We start from the raw sequence: 23,065 nt of genomic DNA on the forward strand, positions 1-23,065 counted from the left end.
TCCGCGCCTTTAGTCCCATTCCAGACCGCCGCGCCGCCACACATACGCGTAGGCGACGAAGACGGTGAGCACGAAGAGCAACATCTCCACGAGCCCGAAAAGCCCCAGCGCGTCGAAGGTGACGGCCCAGGGGTAAAGGAAGACGACCTCGATGTCGAAAATGATGAAGAGCATCGCCGTCAGGTAGTACTTGATGGGAAAGCGGCCACCTCCGGCCGGCGTGGGAGTGGGCTCGATGCCGCACTCGTACGCTTCGAGTTTTGCCCGGTTGTACCTTTTCGGGCCGATAAGCGTGGCCGCCACCACGGAGAAGATCGCAAACGCGGCACCGAGAGCGCCGAGCACGAGGATTGGCGCGTAGGCATTCACGCTCCTCGCTCCTTCCAGTCGTCCCTGACCGTTGGTCCTCAACCGAGCTTCTGTGTCGCCGCCCCACGAAGATCACGCGTATGTGAGGCAGTTCACAAGCCGGACTGTCCCGCATCCTATGCCTCCCGGTCTGTGATCTGCGACACGGGGTGGGACAAGGAGTTTGTGATCTCCACCACCTGACGATCGATCATGTGTCGGAGCACCGGCGGATCTTCGAACGGGCAGCGCCCGATCGGTCACTTGAGGTAACAATGCGGAGAGTCACCGCTGGTCGGAGGCTATGCGGCTCTATCAAGACAACGCGGAGAGCAGCAAATTGGAGATGAACACGGGCGGGTGATAAACGCACCCTCCACCCGTCCGGGGAGATCCCGGGACGGAGATGGACGGAGAGGGGCGGAGCGATGAACGGACGCGGACGCGGTCGGACGCGGCGGTCGGAGGCGGACCGCGTGCACGTGTTCACGAGCGCGCGCCCATCGGCGTCCGGGAGTCCGCGCGTTCATCATTCTGTGACCTGCGCCACTACGCTCAACCCTCCCGAAAGTGGGGCTTGGCCACCGAAGGGAACGGATGGTAGGCAGCGGGCAATCCGGGCGATTCACCGAAACCCTATGATCACAGCCATGATCACGAGTGTCCGTTATGCCCGTTACGGCGTCAATAAAGGCCGTCGCTAAGCGGATTGATCTATTCCGAACGTAACTGTGGCGCAACACACGTTTCTTGAAGGGAACCCGAAAGCCCTGATAGCGATTGTCCTCATGTCCCACACCGCTCACATACCCAGCCACCGGAAGCCCCGCCGAAGCGCGTCGAAAACCGCGATCCGGTCCGGAGTTGCCGGTGGCGTCCTCAGCACCATCGCGCTGGCTGGTGCCGCCGCTCCGGCCAACGCCGAGCCGGTGACCGAGACCATCGAGATGCCCACGCTCACCTCCGGCATCGCCGGCAGTGTCGCGCAGTCCGCGGACGCCACCCAGCAGGTCGCCGTCGACCTCGAACTCCGGGCGCAGGAGGACGCCGCGGCGACCCACGCCGCGAAGGTGGCGAAGAAGGCCAAGGCCGACGCGGAGCGCAAGGCCGAGGCAGCGGCCAAGGAGAAGGCCGCCGAGGCCGCCCGCGCCAAGGCTGCGGCCGAGGAGCGTGCCTCACGCTCCGAGGAGCGGACGACGCTCTCCGCCTCCTCCGGCTCCGCCTCCCCGGCCTCGTACGGCACCACGCAGGCCACCGGCTCGGCCGCGGCCGTGCTGGCCTTCGCGCGCGCCCAGGTCGGCGACGCGTACATCCTCGGCTCCACCGGCCCCGACTCGTGGGACTGCTCCAGCCTCGTCCAGGCCGCGTACCGCCAGATCGGCGTCGACCTGCCGCGCACCTCGCAGCCGCAGTCGACGGCCGGCACCCAGGTCTCCCTGGACAACCTCCAGCCCGGCGACATCCTCTACTGGGGCGGCGCGGGCAGCGCGTACCACGTGGGGATCTACTCCGGCGGCGGCAAGTTCATCGGCGCGCAGAACTCCGGCACCGGCGTCGTCGAGAAGACGCTGGACTGGGACCCGCCGAGCGGCGCGGTCCGTCTCCTCTGACCGACGGGGCCACCGCACGACACGTACGACCCGTATGACATGTACGACCCCTTATGACGCGTACGACCCGAGGGCCGTCGCTCCCCCGCCCGGGAGCGACGGCCCTCGGCCGCGCCCCGGCGCACAAGGGCGTATCGGGGGCGGGTACCTCAACAGGCCCCGCGAACCCGGCTGTTCGTGAGTGCCCCGGCGGCATCGGGGGCATCGGACGGACAGGGCCGGACCGAATCGCCCCCACACCGCACCGCGCAGGAGGCACCACCCATGACCGTCAAGGGCGTCGACGTCGCGTCGTACCAGAGTTCGTCGTTCTCCACGAAGGGCCTCGACTTCGCCATCGTCAAGGCGACCGAGGGCACGTCGTACATCAACCCCCGGATGACCGCGCAGGCCGCGCACGCGCGGGAGGCCGGACTGGTCGTCGGCTTCTACCACTTCCTGCGGCCCGGCAGCATGAAGGACCAGGCGAAGTACTTCGTGGACAAGGCCGCCGAGCGCGCGGGCGACCCGCTGTTCGCCGACTGGGAGGACGCGGACGTCTCGTGCGCGTCGAAGGACGCCTTCCTGTCGGAGGTCCGGCGGCTGCGGGGCGCCGGCCACCGCGTGGGGCTGTACTGCAACCGCGACTTCTGGCTCAACCGCGACACCACGAGCGAGGCGGGCGACGCGCTGTGGATCGCGGACTACGTGACCCCGGGCAAGCCCCGGATCAAGGCCGCGTGGAAGTTCCACCAGTACACGGACACCCCGCTGGACACGAACCTCGGCAGGTTCGCCGACGCCGCCGCCCTGCGGCAGTGGGCCGAGGGCGACGGCGGGGCGTGAGATCGGACGCCGTACCGTCGATGAGGCGGCCGGCGGGCGGGACCGCTATGACTTGGGCGCGACCTTGCTCAGACCGTTGATGATGCGGTCCATCGCGTCGCCGCCCGACGGGTCGGTCAGATTCGCCAGCATCTTCAGCGTGAACTTCATCAGCAGCGGGTGCGTGAGCCCCCGCTGCGTCGCGATCTTCATGACCTTCGGGTTGCCGATCAGCTTCACGAAGGCGCGGCCCAGCGAGTAGTAGCCGCCGTAGGTGTCCTTGAGGACCCGCGGATAGCGCTGGAGGGCCATCTCGCGCTGCCCCGGGGTCTGCCGGGACTGCGCCTGCACGATGACGTCCGCCGCGATCTGGCCGGACTCCATGGCGTACGCGATGCCCTCGCCGTTGAACGGGTTCACCAGCCCGCCCGCGTCACCGACCAGCAGGAGTCCCTTGGTGTAGTGCGGCTGGCGGTTGAAGGCCATCGGCAGCGCGGCGCCGCGAATGGGCATCGTCATGTTCTCGGGCGTGTAGCCCCAGTCCTCCGGCATCGACGCGCACCACGCCTTGAGCACCTCGCGCCAGTCCAGCTCCTTGAAGGCGGACGACGAGTTGAGGATGCCCAGGCCGACGTTGGAGGTGCCGTCACCCATGCCGAAGATCCAGCCGTAGCCCGGCAGCAGCCGGTCCTGCGGCCCGCGCCGGTCCCACAGCTCCAGCCACGACTCCAGATAGTCGTCGTCGTGCCGGGGCGAGGTGAAGTACGTACGGACGGCGACGCCCATCGGCCGGTCCTCGCGCCGGTGCAGACCCATCGCGAGCGACAGCCGCGTGGAATTGCCGTCCGCGGCGACGACGAGCGGGGCGTGGAAGGTGACGGGCGTCTTCTCCTCGCCCATCTTGGCGTTGACGCCGGTGATGCGGCCGGTACGCGGGTCGACGATGGGCGCCCCGACGTTGCAGCGCTCGTGCAGCCGCGCTCCGGCCTTCTGCGCCTGCCGGGCCAGCTGCTCGTCGAAGTCGTCGCGCTTGCGGACGAGTCCGTAGTCCGGATAGCTGGCCAGGTCGGGCCAGTCGAGCTGGAGCCGTACGCCGCCGCCGATGATCCGCAGCCCCTTGTTGCGGAGCCAGCCGGCCTCTTCGGAGATGTCGATGCCCATCCCCACCAGCTGCTTGGTGGCGCGCGGGGTGAGACCGTCGCCGCAGACCTTCTCGCGCGGGAACGCGGTCTTCTCCAGGAGCAGTACGTCCAGGCCCGACTTGGCCAGGTGGTACGCCGTGGTGGAACCGGCCGGGCCGGCCCCGACGACAATCACGTCCGCGGTGTGTTCGGAGAGGGGCTCGGTCACAGCGGGATCTCCCGAAGACTCGTGGCACCCGGCTGGCGGGTCCCATCATGGCGTACCGACGGCTGTGGACATGTTCGGCACTGGACAGGTGCAGTCTATGGGTGCGTACGGATCGACAAGTTGAAGGGCTGCCCACGTGAACGACATCACCCGACCGGTCCCCGTCGTGCGGCTCCGCGTTCCCACCGCTGAGGACGCGCGCCACTGGCACCGGCTCTTCGACGATCCGGACGTCATGGAGTTCCACGGCGGCCCGGCGCCGCTCGCCGAGTACGAGGAGTTGACCGCCCGTCAGCGCGAGCACGCCGCCGAACACGGCTTCTGCCTCTGGACGATGCTCGACGGGAACGACGACGTCATCGGCTTCACCGGCGCCCAGCCGTGGCCGCACACGTCGTTCGGCCCGGTCGGCGAGATCGAGATCGGCTGGCGGCTCGGCCGCGCGTACTGGGGCAAGGGTTACGTGACGGCCGCCGCGGAGGCGACGCTGGAGCGGGTACGCGCGGCCGGCGTCCCCACCGTCGTCGCGATGGTCGACGCCCGCAACGACCGCTCGGTCGCGGTCACCCGGCGCCTGGGCATGCGGCTGGAGGAGACCTTCGTGACCCCGGTCGGGAAGCGGAAGGCGTACCGCTTCCGGCTCAGGCTCGACCGGCCTTGACGCCCCGGTGCAGTGCCACGACCCCGCCCGTCAGATTGCGCCACGCGACCTTCGACCAGCCGGCCTTCTGGAGCAGACCGGCGAGAGCGGGCTGGTCGGGCCAGGCGCGGATGGACTCGGCGAGATAGACGTACGCGTCCGGGTTGGAGGACACACTGCGTGCCACCGGCGGCAGCGCGCGCATCAGATACTCCGTGTAGACGGTCCTGAAGGGCTCCCACGTCGGCTGGGAGAACTCACAGATCACGACCTGCCCGCCGGGCTTGGTCACCCGGTACAGCTCACGCAGCGCGCCGTCGGTGTCGTGGACGTTGCGCAGGCCGAAGGAGATCGTGACCGAGTCGAAGACGTCGTCCCGGAAGGGCAGCTTGGTCGCGTCCCCGGCGGTCAGCGGCAGCCAGGGGTGGCGCTTCTTGCCCTCGCGCAGCATGCCCAGCGAGAAGTCGCAGGGCACGATGTAGGCGCCGGTGGCGGCGAAGGGCATCGACGAGGTGGCCGTGCCCGCGGCGAGATCGAGGATCTTCTGCGCGGGGCGGGCGTTGACCGCCCTCGCCACCTCCTTGCGCCAGAGCCGCGCCTGCCCCAGGGAGAGCACGTCGTTGGTGAGGTCGTACTTCGCCGCCACGTCGTCGAACATCGAGGCGACTTCGTGCGGCTGCTTGTCCAGGGAGGCCCGGGTCACTGGCGTTCCGCCTGACTTGTCTCGGTTGTCTCTGCGCCGTCCACCGCGGTACAGCGCGGTACGGCAGCCATTCTCGCAGGCGGGCCACGGCGCCGCGCGCCTGCCTCGCGCGCGTCGGCGCGCGGGCTCAGGCACGCCGGTGGACGAGCCGCCCGTCGAGGACGGTGGCCACGCAACTGGCCGCGCCGGCCCGCGCCAGCGCGGCGTACGGATCGCCGTCGGCCGGTACGTCGAAGACGGCGAAGTCGGCCCGTTGGCCTTCGAAGCCCAACGGCGGCAGCTGGAAAGCCTCCTCGACCGGCCGGCCGCCCGCGAGAGGGTCCAGCGTGGGCGGGCCCGGCGGGTCGTCGAACCGCTCTTCGATGCCGAGTCCCGAGCGCGCCACGGCGTCCGCCACCGTCGCCCGCCGGAAGGTCCCCGCGACCGCGACCGTCCCGTGTGCCAGCATCCGCCGCACACCGCGCCGGGCGCTGGCGCCCCAGCGGCTCCCGGTCATCTCCAGCGCGGCGAGCGCGGTGCCGGTCAGCGGCTCCGTGCCCAGTTCGCCGGCCTCGCGCGGGTCGGGGTGGTAGGCCCGCTCCAGCAGTTCGGGACCGTACGGATTGCACAGCCCCGGTGTGAGGACGCCGGGCCACCGCCGGACCCGGGCGGCGGGACGCGCCGCCGCCAGCTCCTCGTACGGCCCGACGGCCTCGACGCTCCGGCCGTCGACCAGGACGGCGCCGCCCGGCAGGGGCGCGCGCCCGGCGCCGGGCAGCAGCAGCTCCGCCCGGTGGATCGTCAGTGCCACCCGGTCAGTTGGCGTCGAGCAGCTTGAGCTCCGGGTGCGCGGTGCCGCCCGCGATCGCCGTGGAGGAGATGTGCGAGGCCACACGCTCGTCGACCGGGTCGTCCGCCGGGTCGTCGTGCACGACGATGTGCTCGTACGTCGTGGCGCGCTGCGCCGGCACCCGCCCCGCCTTGCGGATCAGATCGATGATCTCCAGCCGGTTGGAGCGGTGCCTGGCGCCCGCCGAGGAGACGACGTTCTCCTCCAGCATGATCGAGCCGAGGTCGTCCGCGCCGTAGTGCAGGGAGAGTTGGCCGACCTCCTTGCCCGTGGTCAGCCAGGAGCCCTGGATATGGGCGACGTTGTCGAGGAAGATCCGGGCGATGGCGATCATCCGCAGGTACTCGAAGAGCGTGGCCTGCGTCTGGCCCTTCAGTTTGTTGTTCTCCGGCTGGTAGGTGTACGGGATGAACGCGCGGAAGCCGCCCGTGCGGTCCTGTACGTCGCGGATCATCCGCAGGTGCTCGATCCGCTCGGCGTTCGTCTCGCCGGTGCCCATGAGCATCGTGGACGTCGACTCGACTCCGAGCCCGTGCGCGGTCTCCATGATCTCCAGCCACCGCTCGCCGGACTCCTTGAGCGGTGCGATCGCCGTACGCGGCCGGGCAGGCAGCAGTTCGGCGCCGGCGCCCGCGAACGAGTCGAGACCCGCCGCGTGGATGCGGCGGATCGCCTCCTCGACGGTGACGTCCGAGATCCGGGCCATGTGCTCGACCTCGGACGCGCCGAGGGAGTGGATGACCAGCTGCGGGAACGCGGCCTTGATGGCACCGAAGTGCTTCTCGTAGTACTCCACGCCGAAGTCGGGGTGGTGGCCGCCCTGGAACATGATCTGGGTGCCGCCGAGTTCGACGGTCTCCGCGCAGCGGCGCAGGATGTCGTCGAGGTCGCGGGTCCAGCCCTTGTCGGTGTCCTTGGGGGCCGCGTAGAAGGCGCAGAACTTGCACGCCGTCACACAGACGTTGGTGTAGTTGATGTTCCGCTCGATGATGTACGTCGCGATGTGCTCCGTGCCGGCGTACCGGCGGCGGCGCGCGCTGTCGGCGGCGGAGCCGAGCGCGTGGAGGGGCGCCGAGCGGTAGAGGTCGAGCGCCTCTTCGGGGGTGATCCGGCCACCCTCGGCAGCGCGGTCGAGGACAGACTGCTGGTCGGCCTTCTCGGTCACCGGGGCGTCACCTTTCGGCGGTGTTTCAGTGGATCTACGGACCGATCCAGCGTACGCCAGGGGTTCGGGCGGACCGGCCGCGCCTCCGCCGGCTACTGCTTCCTCAGGGTGCCGGCCGGATTGCCCGCGGCCTCCTCCTTCGACACGAAGCGGAGATCGCCGTCGTCGGTGAGCGTGAAGGTCAGCGCGGCGGACGCCGTGCCCGTGCACAGCCCCGCCTCGCCCGCCCGGTCGGGATCGGTCGACTCCGAGATCCGGATCTCCTTCGTGGTGGCCGAGACGAGCGTGCCCACGCCGTAGCACTTGGCCTCCACTCCGAGGAGCGAGAGGAAGCTGGTCGAGCGGAGCACCTTGTCACCCCTGCCGCCCTCGGTGATCTCGACCGTGTAGTCCCCGTGGGGCAGTCCGTTCTCCTCCGTCGTCGGTCCCTTCCAGGTGCCGACGAACTCCTCGGGCACGCCCGCGACCGCACCGGAGGTGGCGTCCTTCGTGGCCGACGCGCTCGGGCTCCGGTCGGCTCCCGCCGAGTCCTTCGTGTCGTTGGAGTCCGAGAACTGGTCGAGGAGCAGCGTCCCGCCCAGCGTGACGGCGGCCAGCGCTCCCGCCACGGCGAGGACGACGGTGCAGCTCACCTTGCGGCGGCGGGGCCCGGCGCGGCCCGCGGTGACCGAGAGGGACATCCGGGGGTCGTGGGTGTCCTGGCCGTCCTGGGGGCCGCCGCCGGCGGTACGGGGTCCGGGCGGGCCGGACCGGGCGCGCGCGTCGTAGGTGGGCGCGCCGAACTCACCGAGCGGCGCGGCCTGGTGCCCGGCGGTGGGTGGGTGCCCGGCCGTCTGGATGTGCCCGGCGGTCGGCGGGTGCCCGGCGGTCTGGATGTGCCCGGCGGTCGGCGGGTGTCCGGCGGTCGGCGGGGGCGTGTCGGGACCCGGGGGCGTGGGCCAGTGCACGGGCTGCCCGGGGGCGCTCCGTACGGGCTGCGCCGCCTCAAGGTCCAGGAGCTGTACGGCCGCCAGGCTGACCTCGCGCACCAGCGGGTCGGGCAGCCAGCCCGCGTCCACCAGCGCGACCGCACCGCCGGGGGCGGGCGCGAGCCGCGCGGCGACCTCCGCGGGGGCGGGCCGCGCGGCCGGGTCCTTGGCCAGGCAGTGCGCGACCAGGTCCTTCAAGTCGCCCTCCAGCGCGTCCAGTTCGGGCTCCTCATGGACCACCTTGTAGAGCAGCGCGGCGGACGAGTCACCGGGGAAGGGGCTCACCCCGGCGGCGGCGTACGCGAGCACCGCGCCCAGCGAGAAGATGTCGGCCGCGCCCGTGACGCCCTTGCCGAGTATCTGCTCGGGCGCCATGTAGCCGGGCGAGCCGACGGAGACACCGGTGGAGGTGAGCGAGGCGGTGCCGTCGGTGGCGCGCGCGATGCCGAAGTCGATGAGCCGGGGCCCGTCGAGGGCCAGCAGGACGTTCGACGGTTTGACGTCGCGGTGGACGAGACCCAGTTCGTGGACCGCGCCCAGGGCCTCCGCGAGCCCGGCGCCGAGCGCCCGTACGGTCGCCGCCGGCAGTGGGCCGTGACCCGCCACCGCCTGGGTCAGTGAGGGGCCCGCGACATAGCCGGTGGCGACCCAGGGCGTGGCCGCCTCCGGGTCGGCGTCGAGCACCGGCGCCGTCCAGGCGCCGCCCACCCGGCGGGCCGCCGCCACCTCGCGGCGGAACCGGGCCCGGAACTCCTCGTCCAGCGCGAAGTGCGGGTGGATGACCTTCACGGCGACCGTCCGGCCACCCTCCGACCTGGCCAGATAGACCCGGCCCATGCCACCGGCGCCGAGTCTGCCCAGCAGCCGGTACGCGCCGATGGTGCGAGGCCCGTCCGCGTCGAGCGGCTGCATACCCGTCCCCTCCCCGTTCCGCGTCCCCCTGCGTGCCGCTCCTAGCTTCTCAGGGGGAGAGCAACTCGACGTGCGGGTCGGCGGGATAGCCGGTCGTGGGTCCGGTGCGCCGCGCGAACTCCCGTACGCCCGCGAGCTGGTCGGGCCCGAAACGGAAGTCGAGCGTCGTGAAGTACCGCTCCAGCAGTTCCGCGTCGAAGGTCTCCCAACGCGCCGCCTGCTCCGCGACCTTGGTGACCTCCTCCAGCGACACGTCGCGGGAGGCGAGGAACGCCTGGTGCACCAGGCGTACGGTCTCCGGCTCGCGCGCCAGGTACTCCTTGCGCGCCGCCCACACAGCGAAGACGAACGGGAGCCCCGTCCAGTCCTTCCACATCTGCCCGAGGTCATGGACCTGGAGCCCGAGGCGGGGGGCGTCGTGCAGCGAGGCGCGCAGGGCGGCGTCGCCGATCAGCACGGCCGCGTCCGCCTCCTGCATCATCAGTCCGAGATCGGGCGGACACGTGTAGTAGTCGGGGGTGACCTCGTACTTCTCGGCGAGCAGGAGTTGTGCGAGCCGTACGGCGGTCCGCGAGGTCGACCCGAGGGCGACCCGCGCCCCGTCGAGTTCTTCGAGCGGCACCTGCGAGACGATCAGACAGGACATGACGGGGCCGTCGCAGCCGACCGCGAGATCGGGGAATGCGACGAGGTCCTCGGCATTGCGGAGGAATTCGACCACGGTGACGGGACCGATATCGAGATCTCCTCGGACGAGGCGCTCACTGAGCTTCTCCGGGGTGTCCTTCGTCAGCTCAAGATCGAAGAGCGCTCCTGTTCTGCCGAGGCCCCAGTAAAGGGGGAGGCAGTTCAGGAACTGGATGTGACCGACGCGCGGCCGGACGCGGGGGTGATCGCTTCCGGCCGCCTCGCCGCCTGCTGTGCTTTCAAGGGAGCTGTCCACACCGCGAGGCTAGACCTGTGGCGGCGGCGGGGCCGCCCGGGGGTGCCGGACGGGGGGGCCGCAAGGGTCTCCTTCGCACGTCAGAACCCCCGCCGTGTCAGCCCGCGGGGGCCCTCTTCAAACGTCCGGGTGAGCTGATCTTTCGGTGATCTTTCCCCTACCGCTGGCCGTGAGACGCGTGCTAGGCTCGTCGCAAGTTGCAGTTTGGTTTCCCTTGCAGTACAGAGCCTGCGGAGCATGTGACCCGCAGGCTTTTGTAGTTTTCAGACTTGTTTGCAGGTTCTGGAGCAGGGCAACCCTTTGGCCCAAGGAGGGCTTATGGCTACCGGAACCGTCAAGTGGTTCAACGCTGAAAAGGGCTTCGGCTTCATCGCCCAGGACGGCGGCGGCCCGGATGTCTTCGTCCATTACTCCGCGATCAACGCGACCGGCTTCCGCTCCCTCGAGGAGAACCAGGTCGTGAACTTCGACGTCACCCAGGGCCCGAAGGGCCCGCAGGCGGAGAACGTAACCCCGGCCTAGTTGCCCGGGTCGGAAGATCGCGCACGGAAAAAAGCAGTATCAAGGAGCCCTGCTCCCCGCACGCCCAGTGCGGGGAGCAGGGCTCCTGCCCTGTCCGGCCGCCGTTCCGCCGGAGGGGCCCTACGCGTACAGCTCGTCGATCTCCGCCGCGAACTCCTCCACGACCGCCGCCCGCCTCACCTTCAGCGACGGCGTCAACTGCCCGCTCTGCTCGCTGAAGGAGACGGGCAGCACCCGGAAACGGCGGATCGACTCGGCCCTGGACACCAGCCGGTTGGCCTCGTCGACCGCCCGTTGCAGCACGGCGAGCAGTTCCTCGTCCCTGACGAGCTCCTCCCGTGTCAGCCGCTCCTTCTTCTTCATCTGGCACCAGTGCGCGAGCCCGTCCCCTTCGAGGGTGATCAGCGCCGTGACGTACGGGCGGTTGTCACCGAGCACCAGGGCCTGGCCGATCAGCGGATGCGCCCGCAGCCAGTCCTCCAGCGGGGCCGGGGCGACGCTCTTGCCGGCCGAGGTGACGATGATGTCCTTCTTGCGGCCGGTGATCGTGAGATAGCCCTCGTTGTCCAGCGCCCCCAGGTCGCCGGTGGCGAACCAGTCTTCGTCCAGGGCCGGTACGGGCTCACCGTGCTCCGTGTCCCAGTAGCCGGTGAACACCTGGCCGCCGCGCAGCAGCACCTCGCCGTCGTCGGCGATCCGTACGGAGGTACCGGGCAGCGGCCAGCCGACCGTGCCCAGACGGGGTCTGAGCGGAGGCGTCACCGTCGCCGCCGCGGTGGTCTCCGTCAGGCCGTACCCCTCGAAGATCGTGATCCCGGCGCCCGCGTAGAACGCGGCGAGCGGGCGCCCCAGCGGGGAGCCGCCGCAGATCGCCTGCACCACCTTGCCGCCGAGCGCGGCCCGTATCCGCCGGTAGACCAGCGGGTCGTAGAGCGCGCGGGCGGCTCTGAGGGGCAGCCCGGGGCCGGGGCCGGTCCCGGCCGCCGCGGCCTCGACGGCCGTCCCGTACCGCCGTGCGATCCTCGCGGCGCGGTCGAAGGACGCGGCGCGGCCCAGCTTCTCGGCGGTGGCGCGGCCGGTGTTGAAGACCTTCTCCAGGACGTACGGGATGGCCAGCAGGAACGTCGGCCTGAACCCCGCGAGATCGGCGATGAGGTCGTCGGTGCGCAGCGACGGCGCGTGCCCGAGCCGCACCCGCGCGCGCAGACAGCCCACCGAGACCATACGGCCGAAGACATGGGAGAGCGGCAGGAAGAGCAGGGTGGAGGCGGGCTCCTTGCTCACCGACTTGAAGACGGGGTGGAGCAGTTCGATGCAGTTGTCCACCTCCGCGAAGAAGTTGGCGTGCGTCAGGACGCAGCCCTTCGGGCCTCCCGTGGTGCCGGAGGTGTAGGCGAGAGTCGCCACCGAGTCCGGGGTGAGCGCGGCGCGGCGCGCGTCGAGTTCCTCGTCGGGGACGCCGGCGCCCGCCGCGCGCAGCGCGTCGACGGCGCCGGTGTCGAAGGTCCAGAGGCGGACCAGGTCCGGCAGTTGCTCGGAGGCGACCAGCCGGGCCTGCTCCTCGCTCTCCACCGCGCAGGCGACGGCGCCCGAGTCCTGGAGGATCCAGCGCGCCTGGAAGGCGGAGGAGGTCGGGTAGACGGGGACGGTGACCAGACCGGCGGCCCAGGCCGCGAAGTCGACCAGCGTCCACTCGTAGGTCGTCCGGGCCATGATCGCGAGCCGGTCGCCGGGCCGCAGTCCCTCGGCGATCAGCCCCTTGGCGACGGCGCGGACCTCGTCGGCGAAGACGGCGGCGGTGACGTCCCGCCAGCGGCCGTCCGGGTGCTTGCGGCTGAGGACGGCGTCGTCCGGGGCGTACCGGGCGTTGTCGAAGGGGATGTCGGCGAGCGAGCCCTCGGGGACGGGCGGCACGAGGGGCGGTACGGAGACCTGCCGTACGACTCCGTCCACCCAGAGCTTCTCGGGCTCGACGTGCGCCGGCTGCGGCGCCGCGGCGGTCGCGGGCGTGGCCGGGGACGGCGACGCCGTGGGGGACTCGGGAACGGGCGCCGGGGCGGACACGGGCTCGGCGGGCGGCGGCAGCGGCAACTGCCATGACGCCTGCGGTGACATCTCCGACGGGGTGGCGCGCGTCGAGGACGCCTCGGCATCGGCGGGCACGTCTGCGGACATGCGCTGTTCCCTCTTCTCTGCACGGAGTGCGGGGCTCCGGTCCGGGCGAGTAAATCGGGACCCGGACGCGAAATCAAGACAGCGCCGCGCCGCCGGACCCCCGGCCCACCGGGGCCGCCCAACTACCGCCGCACCACGGCGGAGTTGCCGGCGGACCAGCGTTCACCGTCCATCAGCCCTCCCAGCCCCGTCCAGGCGAAGTTCATCAGTGTCGACGCGGCCTCCCTGGCCGTGACGTCCGGTGTCTCGTTCGCCCACCCTGCCAGCGCCTCCGCGGCGCCCACCAGCGCCTGCGCGACCCCGACGACATCCCGGTCCCCCAGGTCCGCCGGCTCGGCCGAAGTCGGCGTCGCACGGGCGGCCTCCCTCAGCAGCCCCGTCACGAAGGAGACCAACTCCTCCCGCATTCCGGCCACTTCGTCGGCGAACCGCTCCCCGTGCGTACGGGCCTGCCGGTACAGCACCGACCAGGCGTCGGGGTGCTCCGCGGTGTGCGCGAAGAACGCGGTGAGCCCGGCCCACAGTTGCTGGTCGGGCGCGATCCCCCGCTCGACGACACCGGCGCGTACGGCCGCGAGGAGCGCGTCGGCCTCACGGCGGATGCACGCGGTGAACAGCTCCTCCTTGGAGTTCAGATACAGATACACCAACGGCTTGGAGACCCCGGCCAGTTCGGCGATCTCGTCCATCGAGGCCGCCCGGTACCCCCGCTGCCCGAAGGTCGCCACGGCGGCGTCCATCATCTGCCGCTCGCGCACCTCGCGCGGCATCCGTCTGCTCTTGCCCGCGCCTGCGGAACCCACCTGGTCTTCCCCTCACCCCACGTGCCCAGAACCGGCGTAAGCCTACGGTCAGAGCCGCACCCGATCGAGTCGAGCGACCGCTCCCGGCCATCCGGGGGCGCCCGCGGAACACGACTCGGCGGCGCCCCCGGCCGTGAGGCCGGGAACGCCGCCGGGACGTGTGAGGTGTTCAGTCGCCCGGCTGCCCGGGCCACCGGATCACGCGGGGACCGGGACCGCCGTCTCGCGGTCGCTCGTCTCCGGCTCTTCGAGCGGGGACACCGACGCCGAGTTGTACTTGTCGTGGTCCAGGATCTTCTCCCGCGACGCGACGATGACCGGGACGAGAGCCTGTCCGGCGACGTTCGTGGCCGTACGCATCATGTCCAGGATCGGGTCGATCGCGAGCAGCAGACCCACGCCCTCCAGCGGCAGACCCAGCGTGGAGAGGGTCAGGGTCAGCATGACCGTCGCACCGGTGAGACCGGCCGTGGCCGCCGAGCCGACCACCGAGACGAAGGCGATCAGCAGGTAGTCCTGGATACCGAGCTGGACGTCGAAGATCTCCGCGATGAAGATCGCCGCCAGCGCCGGGTAGATCGCGGCGCAGCCGTCCATCTTGGTGGTGGCGCCGAACGGGACGGCGAAGCTCGTGTACTCCTTCGGCACACCGAGCCGCTCGGTCACCCGCTGGGTGACGGGCATCGTGCCCACCGAGGAGCGGGAGACGAAGGCCAGCTGGATCGCGGGCCAGGCGCCCTTGAAGAACTGGAGCGGGCTGACCTTGGCGACCGTCGCGAGCAGCAGCGGGTAGACGCCGAAGAGGACGATGGCGCAGCCGATGTACACGTCGGCGGTGAAGGTCGCGTAGTCGCCGATCAGGTCCCAGCCGTAGTCCGCGATGGCGTAGCCGATGAGGCCGACGGTGCCGATCGGGGCGAGGCGGATGACCCACCACAGGGCCTTCTGGAGCAGTTCGAGCACGGCCTCGCTGAGGCTGAGGATCGGCGCGGCGCGGTCACCGAGCTTGAGGGCGGCGACGCCCGCGACGGCGGCCAGGAAGACGATCTGCAGGACGTTGAGCTCGGTGAACGGGGTGATGACGTCCGTCGGCACGATGCCGGTGAGGAAGTCGATCCAGGAGCCGGAGCCCTCGGGCTTCGCGCCGTCCTTCGGGGTGAGGCCGGTGCCGGAGCCGGGGTTGGTGATCAGGCCGATCACGATGCCGATGACGACGGCGATCAGCGAGGTGATCAGGAACCAGAGCAGGGTCCGCCCGGCCAGCCTGGCGGCGTTGTTGACCTTGCGGAGGTTGGTGATGGACACCAGGATCGCGAAGAAGACCAGCGGGGCGACGGCCAGCTTCAGCAGCTGGACGAAGATGCTGCCGATCTTGTCGAGCGTGGTGTAGAGCCAGTTGATGTCCTGGCTGCGGGCGAGCCAGCCGAGCAGGACGCCGAGTACGAGACCGGCGACGATCTGGGCCCAGAACGGGACCTTGGGTATGGAGAAACCTGGGCCTGAACCGGCCGGCTTGTCGGCCTGGTCGGCCTGGTCGGCCTTGCCGGTGGTGGCGGGCTCGGAATTCGCGGACACGGACACACTCCAGTTGGGCATACGGAGATACGGGGACGAGAGGGAAGGGGTGGAACTGGGGGGTGCGGCGCCCGTGCTTCAGAAGTGGCGCCGCCGCATGATGCCGGTTCGGATCAGTGCGAGCGGCAACAGACCGCGGACATGCAGCGGCAGAGGTCGACATGCAGGCGCGCCACGAGCGCGAGGCTCACGGCGTGATGGCGCACTGCTGTCTTCATGGCCGATACATTAACACCGTGTCTTATGGATACTCAAAGGTCTGCTTTGAGGTATCGGTACGCGAAGACCCCGGACACGCCGAAGCCCCAGCGTGGAGGCGCTGGGGCGTGGTGGACCGGCGTGGGGTGTGACGAAACTTACGCAGCGCTTATGCGCCGTCCTCCTGCGCGCGGTTCGACTCCAGCTTGGCCTTCGCCGAGTCGACCTTGCCGACGAGCTGGGCGGACATCTCGTCGCGCTGCCTGCGCAGCAGGACGAAGCTGAGCGGCGCGGAGAGGACGAGCGCGAGCAGCAGCACCCACATGAAGTTGGAGTCCCCGAGGCCCTTGGGCAGCGCGCCGAACTGGACCAGGGCGGCGACGACGACGAAACAGCCGGCGAAGATGCCCAGGCGCATCGCGGTGTAGCGGATCGTGGCGCTCGTTCTGGCGGCGGTCACAGCGGGCCCTCTCCTCGTGGCGACTCGGCCGGTCGGCCTGCTCGGCCGGTTCGTCCGGCGGCGTACCCGTCCAGTGAAGCACGCCGCCCGCTGTCCCATATAAGGGGGTTGACCCCGGGCGCCGGCTCAGTGCAGCGGCAGCAGCATCGTGATGTCGTCGCGGTCGTCGCCGGGCGCCACCCGTATCGCGTCCGGCACCCGGCCCACCTCCTTGTAGCCGCACGACTCGTAGAAGCGGTCCACACCCGTGCCGCCGCGGCAGGTGAGCCGTATCGCCTCGATGCCCTCGATACCGCGGGCGGCCCCGGCCGCCGCGTCCATGAGATCCCGGCCGTACCCCTTGCCCTGGTGGAGCGGGTGGACCATCACCGTGTAGAGCCAGAGCCAGTGCCGCATCAGCCGGTGGGTGTTGAGGGTGAGGAAGACCGCGGCGGCCACGGCACCCTCCTCGTCCACCCCCACGAGCAGCCGGGTCCGGCCCTCGGCCATCGACACGAGGTGCTTGACCAGCTCCGCCCGTACGTCGTCCGGATTCGCCGGCGGTACGAAGCCGACGGCGCCGCCCGCGTCGGAGACCTCCGTCCAGAGCGTGACGAGACCGTCGCGCAGGGCGCGGTCGACAGGCGGGTCCAGGATGAACGTAAGCGGCATTCCTTCACCGTAGCCATTACCCGCCTACGCGCTCAAACCCATTCCAGAACCCGAGAAGCCCCAGCTCAGCGAGCTGGGGCTTGTCGGCGCGGATACGCCGGGGTGTCAGAGGCGCATCGGCTGCGGTGTCTCACGCCTGGCCGCGTCCGGGCCCGGGTACTCCCGGATGATCTCGTAGCGCGTGTTCCGCTCGACCGGCCGGAAGCCGGCGTCGCGGATCAGGTCGAGCAGATCCTCGCGGCCGAGCTTGTTCGGCGTGCCGTAGTTGTCCGCGTCGTGCGTGATCTTGTACTCGACGACCGAGCCGTCCATGTCGTCCGCGCCGTGCTGGAGGGCGAGTTGGGCGGTCTGCACGCCGTGCATCACCCAGAAGACCTTGACGTGCGGGACGTTGTCGAACAGCAGCCGGGAGACGGCGAAGGTCTTCAGCGCCTCGGCGCCGGTGGCCATCGTCGTACGCGCCTGGAGCCGGTTGCGGACCTTGCCGTCCTGCATGTCCACGAAGTCGTGCTGGTAGCGCAGCGGGATGAAGACCTGGAACCCGCCGGTCTCGTCCTGGAGTTCACGCAGCCGCAGTACGTGGTCGACCCGGTGCCTGGGCTCCTCGATGTGGCCGTACAGCATCGTGCACGGGGTCTTGAGACCCTTCTCGTGCGCGAGCCGGTGGATCCGCGACCAGTCCTCCCAGTGCGTGCGGTGGTCGACGATGTGCTGCCTGACCTCCCAGTCGAAGATCTCGGCGCCACCGCCTGTCAGCGATTCGAGACCGGCGTCGATCAGCTCGTCGAGGATCTCACTGGCCGTCAGCCCGGAGATCGTCTCGAAGTGGTGGATCTCCGTGGCCGTGAACGCCTTCAGCGAGACCTCCGGCAGCGCCTCCTTGAGAGCCTTCAGCGAGCGCGGGTAGTAGCGCCAAGGGAGCGTCGGGTGGAGCCCGTTGACGATGTGCAGCTCGGTGAGGCTCTCGCCGCGCATCGCCTCCGCGAGCCGGACGGCCTCCTCGATGCGCATCGTGTACGCGTCCTTCTCGCCCGGCTTGCGCTGGAACGAGCAGTAGGCGCACGAAGCGGTGCAGACGTTCGTCATGTTGAGATGACGGTTGACGTTGAAGTGGACGACGTCACCGTTCTTGCGCGTCCGCACCTCGTGCGCGAGACCGCCCAGCCAGGCCAGGTCGTCCGACTCGTAGAGGGCGATGCCGTCCTCACGGGTCAGCCGCTCGCCGGCCCTGACCTTCTCCTCCAGCTCGCGCTTGAGCCCCACATCCATGACAGATGCAGTCATGCGGCGCCTCCCACTGTCTGTGCCGACTTTCGTGCCGGATATCTGCCGAACGCCCACGTGTCGCCAGGCTCCACCAACCGTACGCCTAGGTTTCGTCGGGAAGTTCGCCGACCCGGTTCTCCCACTTGGTGGAGAGCACGATGGTCGTACGGGTCCGCGAGACGCCCTTCGTACTGCCGAGGCGCCGGATCGTCTTCTCCAAACCGTCGACGTCACCGGCGCGGACCTTGAGCATGTACGAGTCGTCGCCCGCGATGAACCAGCAGTCCTCGATCTCACTCAGCCCGCGCAGCCGGTGCGCGACGTCCTCGTGGTCCGCGGCGTCCGAGAGCGAGATGCCGATCAGCGCGGTGACACCGAGACCGAGCGAGGCCGAGTCGACGGTGGCGCGGTAGCCGATGATGACGCCCGCCGCCTCCAGCCGGTTGATGCGGTCGGTGACGCTGGGCCCGGAGAGCCCGACGAGCCGGCCGAGCTCGGCGTACGAGGCTCTGCCGTTCTCCCTGAGGGCCTGGATGAGCTGCCTATCCACGGCGTCCATATGCCTGAAGCCTTCCATTGTTCAGCAATCTCGCAAGTTGATATATGCAATCAGAGGCAGTGCGGTGATACGGCGGTGCTACACGGGATGCGGCCCGGTCAGTGTGCTCCGGGGTCCGGATCCGGACCCGTACGGGAGCCGCCGAGCTCCCCCTCCCAGCGGCGGTACAGCCGGTGCGGCACCCCCGCCGCGTCCAGCACCCGACCGGCGACGAAGTCCACCAGATCCTGGATGTGCGTCGCCCCCGCGTAGAAAGCCGGGGACGCGGGCAGCACGACGGCGCCCGCCTCGTCCAGGGTCACCAGATGTTTGAGGGTCCCGCCGCCCAGCGGGGTCTCCCGGACGGCGACCACCAGCGCGCGGCGCTCCTTGAGCGTGACGCTCGCCGCGCGTTGCAGCAGGTCCTTCGACAGACCGAGCGCGACACCCGCCACACTGGCCGTGGAGGCGGGGACGATCAGCATCCCCTTCACCGGGTACGACCCCGAGGACGGCCCGGCCGCCAGGTCACCGGCGGCCCAGTGCCGTACGTCCGACACGTCGGGGGCGAAGGTGTCCGGCTTGCCGTCGGCGCCGCGCGCCAGCCAGGTGCGCAGATCCTCCCGCCAGTGCGCGTCCCGGAAGGAGATCCCCGTCTCGTCGAGCAGTGTGAGGCGGGACGCGCGGCTGACGATCAGATCGACGCTCTCGCCGGCGTCGAGCAGCCCGCGCAGCACGGCCGCCGCGTACGGGGTCCCCGACGCGCCGGAGACTCCGACGACCCAGGGCCGCCGGGGGCCCGCCGTGGGCCGCTCGGTGTGCCGCTGGTCCTCGTGGTCCGATCCGGGTTTCACGCGTCCGACCCTATCCGGCGTACGGAAGCAGGAACCGGGGACGGTACCTCGCGCGTTCCAGGTGTGGGAGCACGACGACCCTTGGGGGGCGACATGCCGGATTCATCCATCGACAGGAACGCGGTACGCCGTATCAAGGCGGCGGCCGCTCTGATGCTGGGCTGGCTCGCGCTGCTCTGGGTGCTGGAGGCCGTCGACTCGTCGACGGGGGCGCTTCAGACGTACGGCCTGAGCCCGCGGGACGCGGGCGAGCTGCGCGATGTCATCCCGATGGCGTTCCTGCACCACGGCTTCGACCATCTGGCGGCCAACGCGCTGCCGCTCCTCGTGCTCGGCTTCCTCGCCGCGCTCAGCGGGACAGGGCACTTCCTGCGGGTGGTCCTCACGATCATGGTGGTCGGCGGCCTGGGCGTCTGGCTGACGGCCGCGGACAACTCCGTCACGGCGGGGGCGTCCGGCGTGGTCTTCGGACTGCTCGGCTATCTGCTGGTCCGCGGCTTCGTCAATCGCCGGGCGGTGGACATCGTGGTGGGGCTGCTGGTCCTGGTGATGTACGGATCGGCGCTGTGGGGCGTGCTGCCGACGAATCCGACCGTGAGCTGGCAGGGGCACCTCTTCGGGCTGATCGGCGGCGTGATGGCGGCGTTCATGTACCGCCGCCCCAAGCGCCGGGCCCCGGCGGGCGCGCTCATACCCTGACCCACGGCCCCCGCCGTCCCGCCCGGCCCCGTCGTGCCCGCGTGCCGTCCTGCCCGCGTGCCGTCCTGCCCGCCCGCCGGACGGTCAGACGGTCAGACCGCGTACGAGCAGGTCGAGCAGCGCGCAGATGAAGAGCGCCATCCCGATGAAGCCGTTGACGGTGAAGAAGGCCCGGTTGAGACGGGACAGATCGTTCGGCTTCACGACCTGGTGCTCGTAGAGGAACGCGGCGGCGACGATCAGCAGACCGATCCAGAAGAAGAGACCGGCGCCGGTGGCCACCGCGTACCAGACCAGCAGCGCCGTGGTCACGGCGTGCGCGACGCGCGCGCCGTACAGCGCCGCCGGGATGCCGAAGCGTGCCGGGACGGACTTCACCCCGTGCGCGCGGTCCGCCTCGACGTCCTGGCTGCCGAAGATCAGGTCGAACCCGCCGATCCAGATGCCGACGGCGAGACCGAGGATGACCGCGTCCCAGGACCACTCGCCGGTGACCGCGATCCAGGCTCCGACCGGGCCCATCGCCTGGGCGAGACCGAGGATGGCGTGCGGAAAGTTCGTGAACCGCTTGCCGTACGGATAGACGACCATCGGCACCACGGCGACCGGGGACAGCACCAGACAGAGCGGATTGAGCAGGGCCGCGGCGCCCAGGAACACCGCGAGGGCGACGAGCGCGCCCGTCCACGCGGAGCGCACCGACATCGCGCCGGTCACCAACTCGCGGTTCGCGGTACGGGGGTTACGGGCGTCGATCTCGCGGTCGATGATCCGGTTGCAGGCCATCGCGAAGGTCCGCAGGCCCACCATGGCGACCGTGACGAGCAGCAGCCGGCCCCAGTGGATGTTCCTGTCGAGCTGGAACATGGCCGTCAGCGCGGCGATGTAGGCGAACGGCAGCGCGAAGACCGAGTGCTCGATCATCACCAGCCGCAAGAACGCCCGCGTCCTGCTGCCGGACGGCGCTGGCCCGGGCCCCGGGCGGCCCGGCCGGCCCTTTCCGACAAGCCCGTCGGCTCCCTCGGCGGCACTGCTCACAGGCCGTACTCCCTCCAACGCTTCGTCACCCGGTCCGCGGTCTCCGGGTCGGACTCGACCATCTCCGGCCAGCCGCCGTCCCGCGTGTACCCCTCCTCGGGGAGTTTGCGCGTGGCGTCGATACCGGCCTTGCCACCCCAGAACTGCTGGTACGAGGAGTGGTCGAGGTGGTCGACCGGGCCCTCCACGACCGTCAGGTCCCGTGAGTAGTCGGTGTTCCCCAGCGCCCGCCAGGACACCTCGTGCAGATTGTGCACGTCGCAGTCGGCGTCCACGACCACGATCAGTTTGGTGAGCGACATCATGTGGGCGCCCCAGATGGCGTGCATCACCTTCTGCGCGTGTTTCGGGTACTTCTTGTCGATTGAGACGATCGCGCAGTTGTGGAAGCCGCCCGACTCCGGCAGGTGGTAGTCCACGATGTCGGGCACGATGATTTTGAGCAGCGGCAGGAAGAACCGTTCCGTCGCACGCCCCAGCGGTCCGTCCTCCGTCGGCGGCCGGCCGACCACGATCGACTGGAGCAGCGGGCGCTTCCGCATCGTCACGCAGTCGATGGTCAGCGCGGGGAACGGCTCCTGCGGTGTGTAGAAGCCGGTGTGGTCGCCGAACGGCCCCTCGGGCAGCATCTGCCCCGGCTCCAGCCAGCCCTCGATGACGACCTCGGCGTTGGCGGGCACCTGGAGCGGCACCGTACGGCAGTCGACCATCTCGATCCGCTTGCCCTGGACGAAGCCGGCGAAGAGGTACTCGTCGATGTCACCGGGCAGCGGGGCGGTGGAGGCGTACGTCACGGCGGGCGGGCAGCCGAAGGCGATCGCGACGGGCAGCCGTTCACCCCGCCTGGCGGCGACCTGGTAGTGGTTGGCGCTGTCCTTGTGGATCTGCCAGTGCATACCGATCGTGCGCTTGTCGTGCCGCTGGAGCCGGTAGAGCCCGAGGTTGCGCACGCCGGTCTCGGGGTGCTTGGTGTGCGTCAGACCGAGGTTGAAGAAGGAGCCGCCGTCCTCCGGCCAGGTGAAGAGCGCGGGCAGCCGGTCCAGATCCACGTCGTCACCGGTGAGGACCACCTCCTGCACCGGCGCGCTGCCCGGTTTCACCTTCTTCGGCGGCACGTGCGTCATCGTGCCGAGCTTCCCGAACGCCTCGCGCACGCCCACGAAACCCTGCGGCAGTTCGGGCTTGAGCAGCCCGCCGATCTTGTCGCTGATGTCCGTGTACGCCTTGAGGCCGAGCGCCTTGAGAAGCCGGCGGTCCGTCCCGTACACGTTCATCGCCAAGGGCACGTCCGAGCCCTTGACGTTCTCGAAGAGAAGCGCGGGTCCGCCGGCCTTGTTCACCCGGTCGACGATCTCGCCGATTTCCAGATACGGATCGACCTCGGCCTTGATGCGTTTGAGGTCGCCGTCGCGCTCCAGCGCCCGGAGCAGCGAGCGAAGATCGTCGTATGCCATGCGCTCCAGTATCTGCTACTCGCTACCCTGGTCCTGTAACCGGGGCCACCGCTCCGTACTCGATCTCCACGCACAGGGGGACCGCCCATGCTTCGGGTGCTGATGATTCTGGTGCCGCTGGCTCTCAGCATCTATGCCTTCATCGACTGCATCACCACCGACGAGAAGGACATCCGTCATATCCCCAAGCCCATCTGGGCGATCCTTGTGCTGCTCTTCCCGCTGGTCGGTTCGATCGCGTGGCTGATGGTGGGCAGGAAGCCCGGTACCGGCGCGGGCTCGGCGGGCCGCCGGGGCGGGTGGGTCGCGCCGGACGACAACCCCGACTTCCTCAAGTCCCTTGAGAAGGACGGCAAGAGCGGCAAGAGCGACCAGAGCCCCGAGGACGGTTCGGCGGAAGCCGCGAAGGACGAGACGAAGCCGGACGCGGACGCGGTCGCCGAACTGGAGCGGCGCGAGGCCGATCTGCGGCGCCGTGAGGCGGAGATCGAGCGCCGCGAGAAGGGCGGCAGCGCCGACGACGCCCCGCCGGCGGGCTGACCACCTCACGCACGCCTCGT

The 23,065-nt window shown here is 70.1% G+C and carries 23 protein-coding genes; 6 read left to right on the forward strand and 17 right to left on the reverse strand.

What is annotated here, in order from left to right:
* Positions 1–9: 9 nt before the first annotated feature.
* The gene (locus IEY79_RS13870; RefSeq protein ID WP_023539436.1) at positions 10–369 is read right to left on the reverse strand and encodes an NADH-quinone oxidoreductase subunit A; all 360 of its coding nucleotides are present in this window, start codon (positions 367–369) and stop codon (positions 10–12) included.
* Positions 370–1,136: 767 nt separating this feature from the next.
* Between IEY79_RS13870 and IEY79_RS13875 the strand changes: the two genes are divergently transcribed.
* Positions 1,137–1,958: a C40 family peptidase gene (locus tag IEY79_RS13875; RefSeq protein WP_189107726.1), complete on the forward strand. Its 822-nt coding sequence runs from the start codon at positions 1,137–1,139 to the stop codon at positions 1,956–1,958.
* A gap of 264 nt (positions 1,959–2,222) precedes the next feature.
* The gene (locus tag IEY79_RS13880; protein WP_189107727.1) at positions 2,223–2,783 is read left to right on the forward strand and encodes a glycoside hydrolase family 25 protein; all 561 of its coding nucleotides are present in this window, start codon (positions 2,223–2,225) and stop codon (positions 2,781–2,783) included.
* 45 nt (positions 2,784–2,828) lie between these two features.
* On the opposite strand, the gene IEY79_RS13885 is transcribed toward IEY79_RS13880, so the two are convergent.
* Entirely contained in the window at positions 2,829–4,112 is a 1,284-nt protein-coding gene (locus tag IEY79_RS13885) for a geranylgeranyl reductase family protein (protein ID WP_189107728.1), read from the reverse strand.
* 145 nt (positions 4,113–4,257) lie between these two features.
* Here IEY79_RS13885 and IEY79_RS13890 point away from each other — a divergent pair, with 145 nt between their 5' ends.
* Positions 4,258–4,773 (forward strand): GNAT family N-acetyltransferase, encoded by a 516-nt coding sequence (locus IEY79_RS13890; protein WP_189107826.1) that lies wholly within the window; start codon positions 4,258–4,260, stop codon positions 4,771–4,773.
* Here the strand turns inward: IEY79_RS13890 and IEY79_RS13895 are convergent.
* The 5 genes from IEY79_RS13895 to IEY79_RS13915 form a co-directional block, all read right to left on the reverse strand.
* Positions 4,754–5,455 carry a demethylmenaquinone methyltransferase gene (locus tag IEY79_RS13895; RefSeq protein ID WP_189107729.1) on the reverse strand — a complete coding sequence of 234 codons (702 nt, stop codon included), beginning with the start codon at positions 5,453–5,455 and terminating at the stop codon, positions 4,754–4,756. The genes IEY79_RS13890 and IEY79_RS13895 overlap by 20 nt on opposite strands.
* Before the next feature lie 127 nt (positions 5,456–5,582).
* Complete coding sequence (locus IEY79_RS13900; RefSeq protein ID WP_189107827.1) at positions 5,583–6,239, reverse strand: hypothetical protein; 657 nt, start codon at positions 6,237–6,239, stop codon at positions 5,583–5,585.
* A gap of 10 nt (positions 6,240–6,249) precedes the next feature.
* Positions 6,250–7,449 carry a cyclic dehypoxanthinyl futalosine synthase gene (gene mqnC / locus IEY79_RS13905; protein ID WP_189107730.1) on the reverse strand — a complete coding sequence of 400 codons (1,200 nt, stop codon included), beginning with the start codon at positions 7,447–7,449 and terminating at the stop codon, positions 6,250–6,252.
* Between the two features lie 92 nt (positions 7,450–7,541).
* Complete coding sequence (locus IEY79_RS13910; RefSeq protein WP_189107731.1) at positions 7,542–9,329, reverse strand: serine/threonine-protein kinase; 1,788 nt, start codon at positions 9,327–9,329, stop codon at positions 7,542–7,544.
* A gap of 49 nt (positions 9,330–9,378) precedes the next feature.
* A complete protein-coding gene (locus IEY79_RS13915) occupies positions 9,379–10,272 on the reverse strand; it encodes a menaquinone biosynthetic enzyme MqnA/MqnD family protein (RefSeq protein WP_189107732.1) in 894 nt (297 codons plus the stop codon).
* Positions 10,273–10,590: 318 nt separating this feature from the next.
* On the opposite strand from IEY79_RS13915, the gene IEY79_RS13920 reads away from it, so the two are divergent.
* Positions 10,591–10,794 carry a cold-shock protein gene (locus IEY79_RS13920; RefSeq protein ID WP_017948713.1) on the forward strand — a complete coding sequence of 68 codons (204 nt, stop codon included), beginning with the start codon at positions 10,591–10,593 and terminating at the stop codon, positions 10,792–10,794.
* 120 nt (positions 10,795–10,914) lie between these two features.
* On the opposite strand, the gene IEY79_RS13925 is transcribed toward IEY79_RS13920, so the two are convergent.
* The 8 genes from IEY79_RS13925 to IEY79_RS13960 form a co-directional block, all read right to left on the reverse strand.
* Positions 10,915–12,909: an AMP-dependent synthetase/ligase gene (locus IEY79_RS13925; RefSeq protein WP_189107828.1), complete on the reverse strand. Its 1,995-nt coding sequence runs from the start codon at positions 12,907–12,909 to the stop codon at positions 10,915–10,917.
* Between the two features lie 182 nt (positions 12,910–13,091).
* Entirely contained in the window at positions 13,092–13,739 is a 648-nt protein-coding gene (locus IEY79_RS13930) for a TetR/AcrR family transcriptional regulator (RefSeq protein WP_189107829.1), read from the reverse strand.
* Positions 13,740–13,970: 231 nt separating this feature from the next.
* Positions 13,971–15,347 carry a dicarboxylate/amino acid:cation symporter gene (locus tag IEY79_RS13935; protein ID WP_189107733.1) on the reverse strand — a complete coding sequence of 459 codons (1,377 nt, stop codon included), beginning with the start codon at positions 15,345–15,347 and terminating at the stop codon, positions 13,971–13,973.
* Between the two features lie 367 nt (positions 15,348–15,714).
* A complete protein-coding gene (locus IEY79_RS13940; RefSeq protein ID WP_229700852.1) occupies positions 15,715–16,005 on the reverse strand; it encodes a DUF4229 domain-containing protein in 291 nt (96 codons plus the stop codon).
* A gap of 126 nt (positions 16,006–16,131) precedes the next feature.
* A complete protein-coding gene (locus tag IEY79_RS13945) occupies positions 16,132–16,656 on the reverse strand; it encodes a GNAT family N-acetyltransferase (protein WP_189107735.1) in 525 nt (174 codons plus the stop codon).
* Positions 16,657–16,761: 105 nt separating this feature from the next.
* Positions 16,762–17,925 (reverse strand): aminofutalosine synthase MqnE, encoded by a 1,164-nt coding sequence (gene mqnE / locus IEY79_RS13950; protein WP_189107830.1) that lies wholly within the window; start codon positions 17,923–17,925, stop codon positions 16,762–16,764.
* Between the two features lie 100 nt (positions 17,926–18,025).
* Complete coding sequence (locus IEY79_RS13955; RefSeq protein WP_023539462.1) at positions 18,026–18,481, reverse strand: Lrp/AsnC family transcriptional regulator; 456 nt, start codon at positions 18,479–18,481, stop codon at positions 18,026–18,028.
* 98 nt (positions 18,482–18,579) lie between these two features.
* Complete coding sequence (locus IEY79_RS13960) at positions 18,580–19,314, reverse strand: UbiX family flavin prenyltransferase (protein WP_189107736.1); 735 nt, start codon at positions 19,312–19,314, stop codon at positions 18,580–18,582.
* 93 nt (positions 19,315–19,407) lie between these two features.
* Between IEY79_RS13960 and IEY79_RS13965 the strand changes: the two genes are divergently transcribed.
* Positions 19,408–20,013, forward strand: a complete 606-nt coding sequence (locus tag IEY79_RS13965) for a rhomboid family intramembrane serine protease (protein WP_189107737.1) — start codon at positions 19,408–19,410, stop codon at positions 20,011–20,013.
* An 84-nt stretch (positions 20,014–20,097) separates the two neighbouring features.
* Here IEY79_RS13965 and mqnP read toward each other — a convergent pair whose 3' ends face one another.
* Entirely contained in the window at positions 20,098–21,051 is a 954-nt protein-coding gene (gene mqnP / locus IEY79_RS13970; RefSeq protein ID WP_189107738.1) for a menaquinone biosynthesis prenyltransferase MqnP, read from the reverse strand.
* Positions 21,048–22,505, reverse strand: a complete 1,458-nt coding sequence (locus tag IEY79_RS13975) for a menaquinone biosynthesis decarboxylase (protein WP_189107739.1) — start codon at positions 22,503–22,505, stop codon at positions 21,048–21,050. Before IEY79_RS13975 ends, mqnP begins: the two co-directional genes overlap by 4 nt.
* A gap of 87 nt (positions 22,506–22,592) precedes the next feature.
* Here IEY79_RS13975 and IEY79_RS13980 point away from each other — a divergent pair, with 87 nt between their 5' ends.
* Positions 22,593–23,045, forward strand: coding sequence for a PLD nuclease N-terminal domain-containing protein (locus IEY79_RS13980; RefSeq protein ID WP_189107740.1), 453 nt, complete (start codon positions 22,593–22,595; stop codon positions 23,043–23,045).
* The last annotated feature ends 20 nt before the right edge of the window (positions 23,046–23,065 follow it).

Origin of the sequence: Streptomyces camponoticapitis (assembly GCF_014646115.1) — a bacterium.
Classification (GTDB): Bacteria; Actinomycetota; Actinomycetes; order Streptomycetales; family Streptomycetaceae; genus Streptomyces; species Streptomyces camponoticapitis.

Coding starts and splice junctions, on each gene's coding strand:
- IEY79_RS13875 (WP_189107726.1), top strand. CDS start 1,137: ATGTCCCACACCGCTCACATACCCAGCCACCGGAAGCCCCGCCGAAGC.
- IEY79_RS13975 (WP_189107739.1), bottom strand. CDS start 22,505: ATGGCATACGACGATCTTCGCTCGCTGCTCCGGGCGCTGGAGCGCGAC.
- IEY79_RS13925 (WP_189107828.1), bottom strand. CDS start 12,909: ATGTCACCGCAGGCGTCATGGCAGTTGCCGCTGCCGCCGCCCGCCGAG.
- IEY79_RS13880 (WP_189107727.1), top strand. CDS start 2,223: ATGACCGTCAAGGGCGTCGACGTCGCGTCGTACCAGAGTTCGTCGTTC.
- mqnE (WP_189107830.1), bottom strand. CDS start 17,925: ATGGATGTGGGGCTCAAGCGCGAGCTGGAGGAGAAGGTCAGGGCCGGC.
- IEY79_RS13930 (WP_189107829.1), bottom strand. CDS start 13,739: ATGCCGCGCGAGGTGCGCGAGCGGCAGATGATGGACGCCGCCGTGGCG.
- IEY79_RS13920 (WP_017948713.1), top strand. CDS start 10,591: ATGGCTACCGGAACCGTCAAGTGGTTCAACGCTGAAAAGGGCTTCGGC.
- IEY79_RS13980 (WP_189107740.1), top strand. CDS start 22,593: ATGCTTCGGGTGCTGATGATTCTGGTGCCGCTGGCTCTCAGCATCTAT.
- IEY79_RS13910 (WP_189107731.1), bottom strand. CDS start 9,329: ATGCAGCCGCTCGACGCGGACGGGCCTCGCACCATCGGCGCGTACCGG.
- IEY79_RS13945 (WP_189107735.1), bottom strand. CDS start 16,656: ATGCCGCTTACGTTCATCCTGGACCCGCCTGTCGACCGCGCCCTGCGC.
- IEY79_RS13965 (WP_189107737.1), top strand. CDS start 19,408: ATGCCGGATTCATCCATCGACAGGAACGCGGTACGCCGTATCAAGGCG.
- IEY79_RS13955 (WP_023539462.1), bottom strand. CDS start 18,481: ATGGACGCCGTGGATAGGCAGCTCATCCAGGCCCTCAGGGAGAACGGC.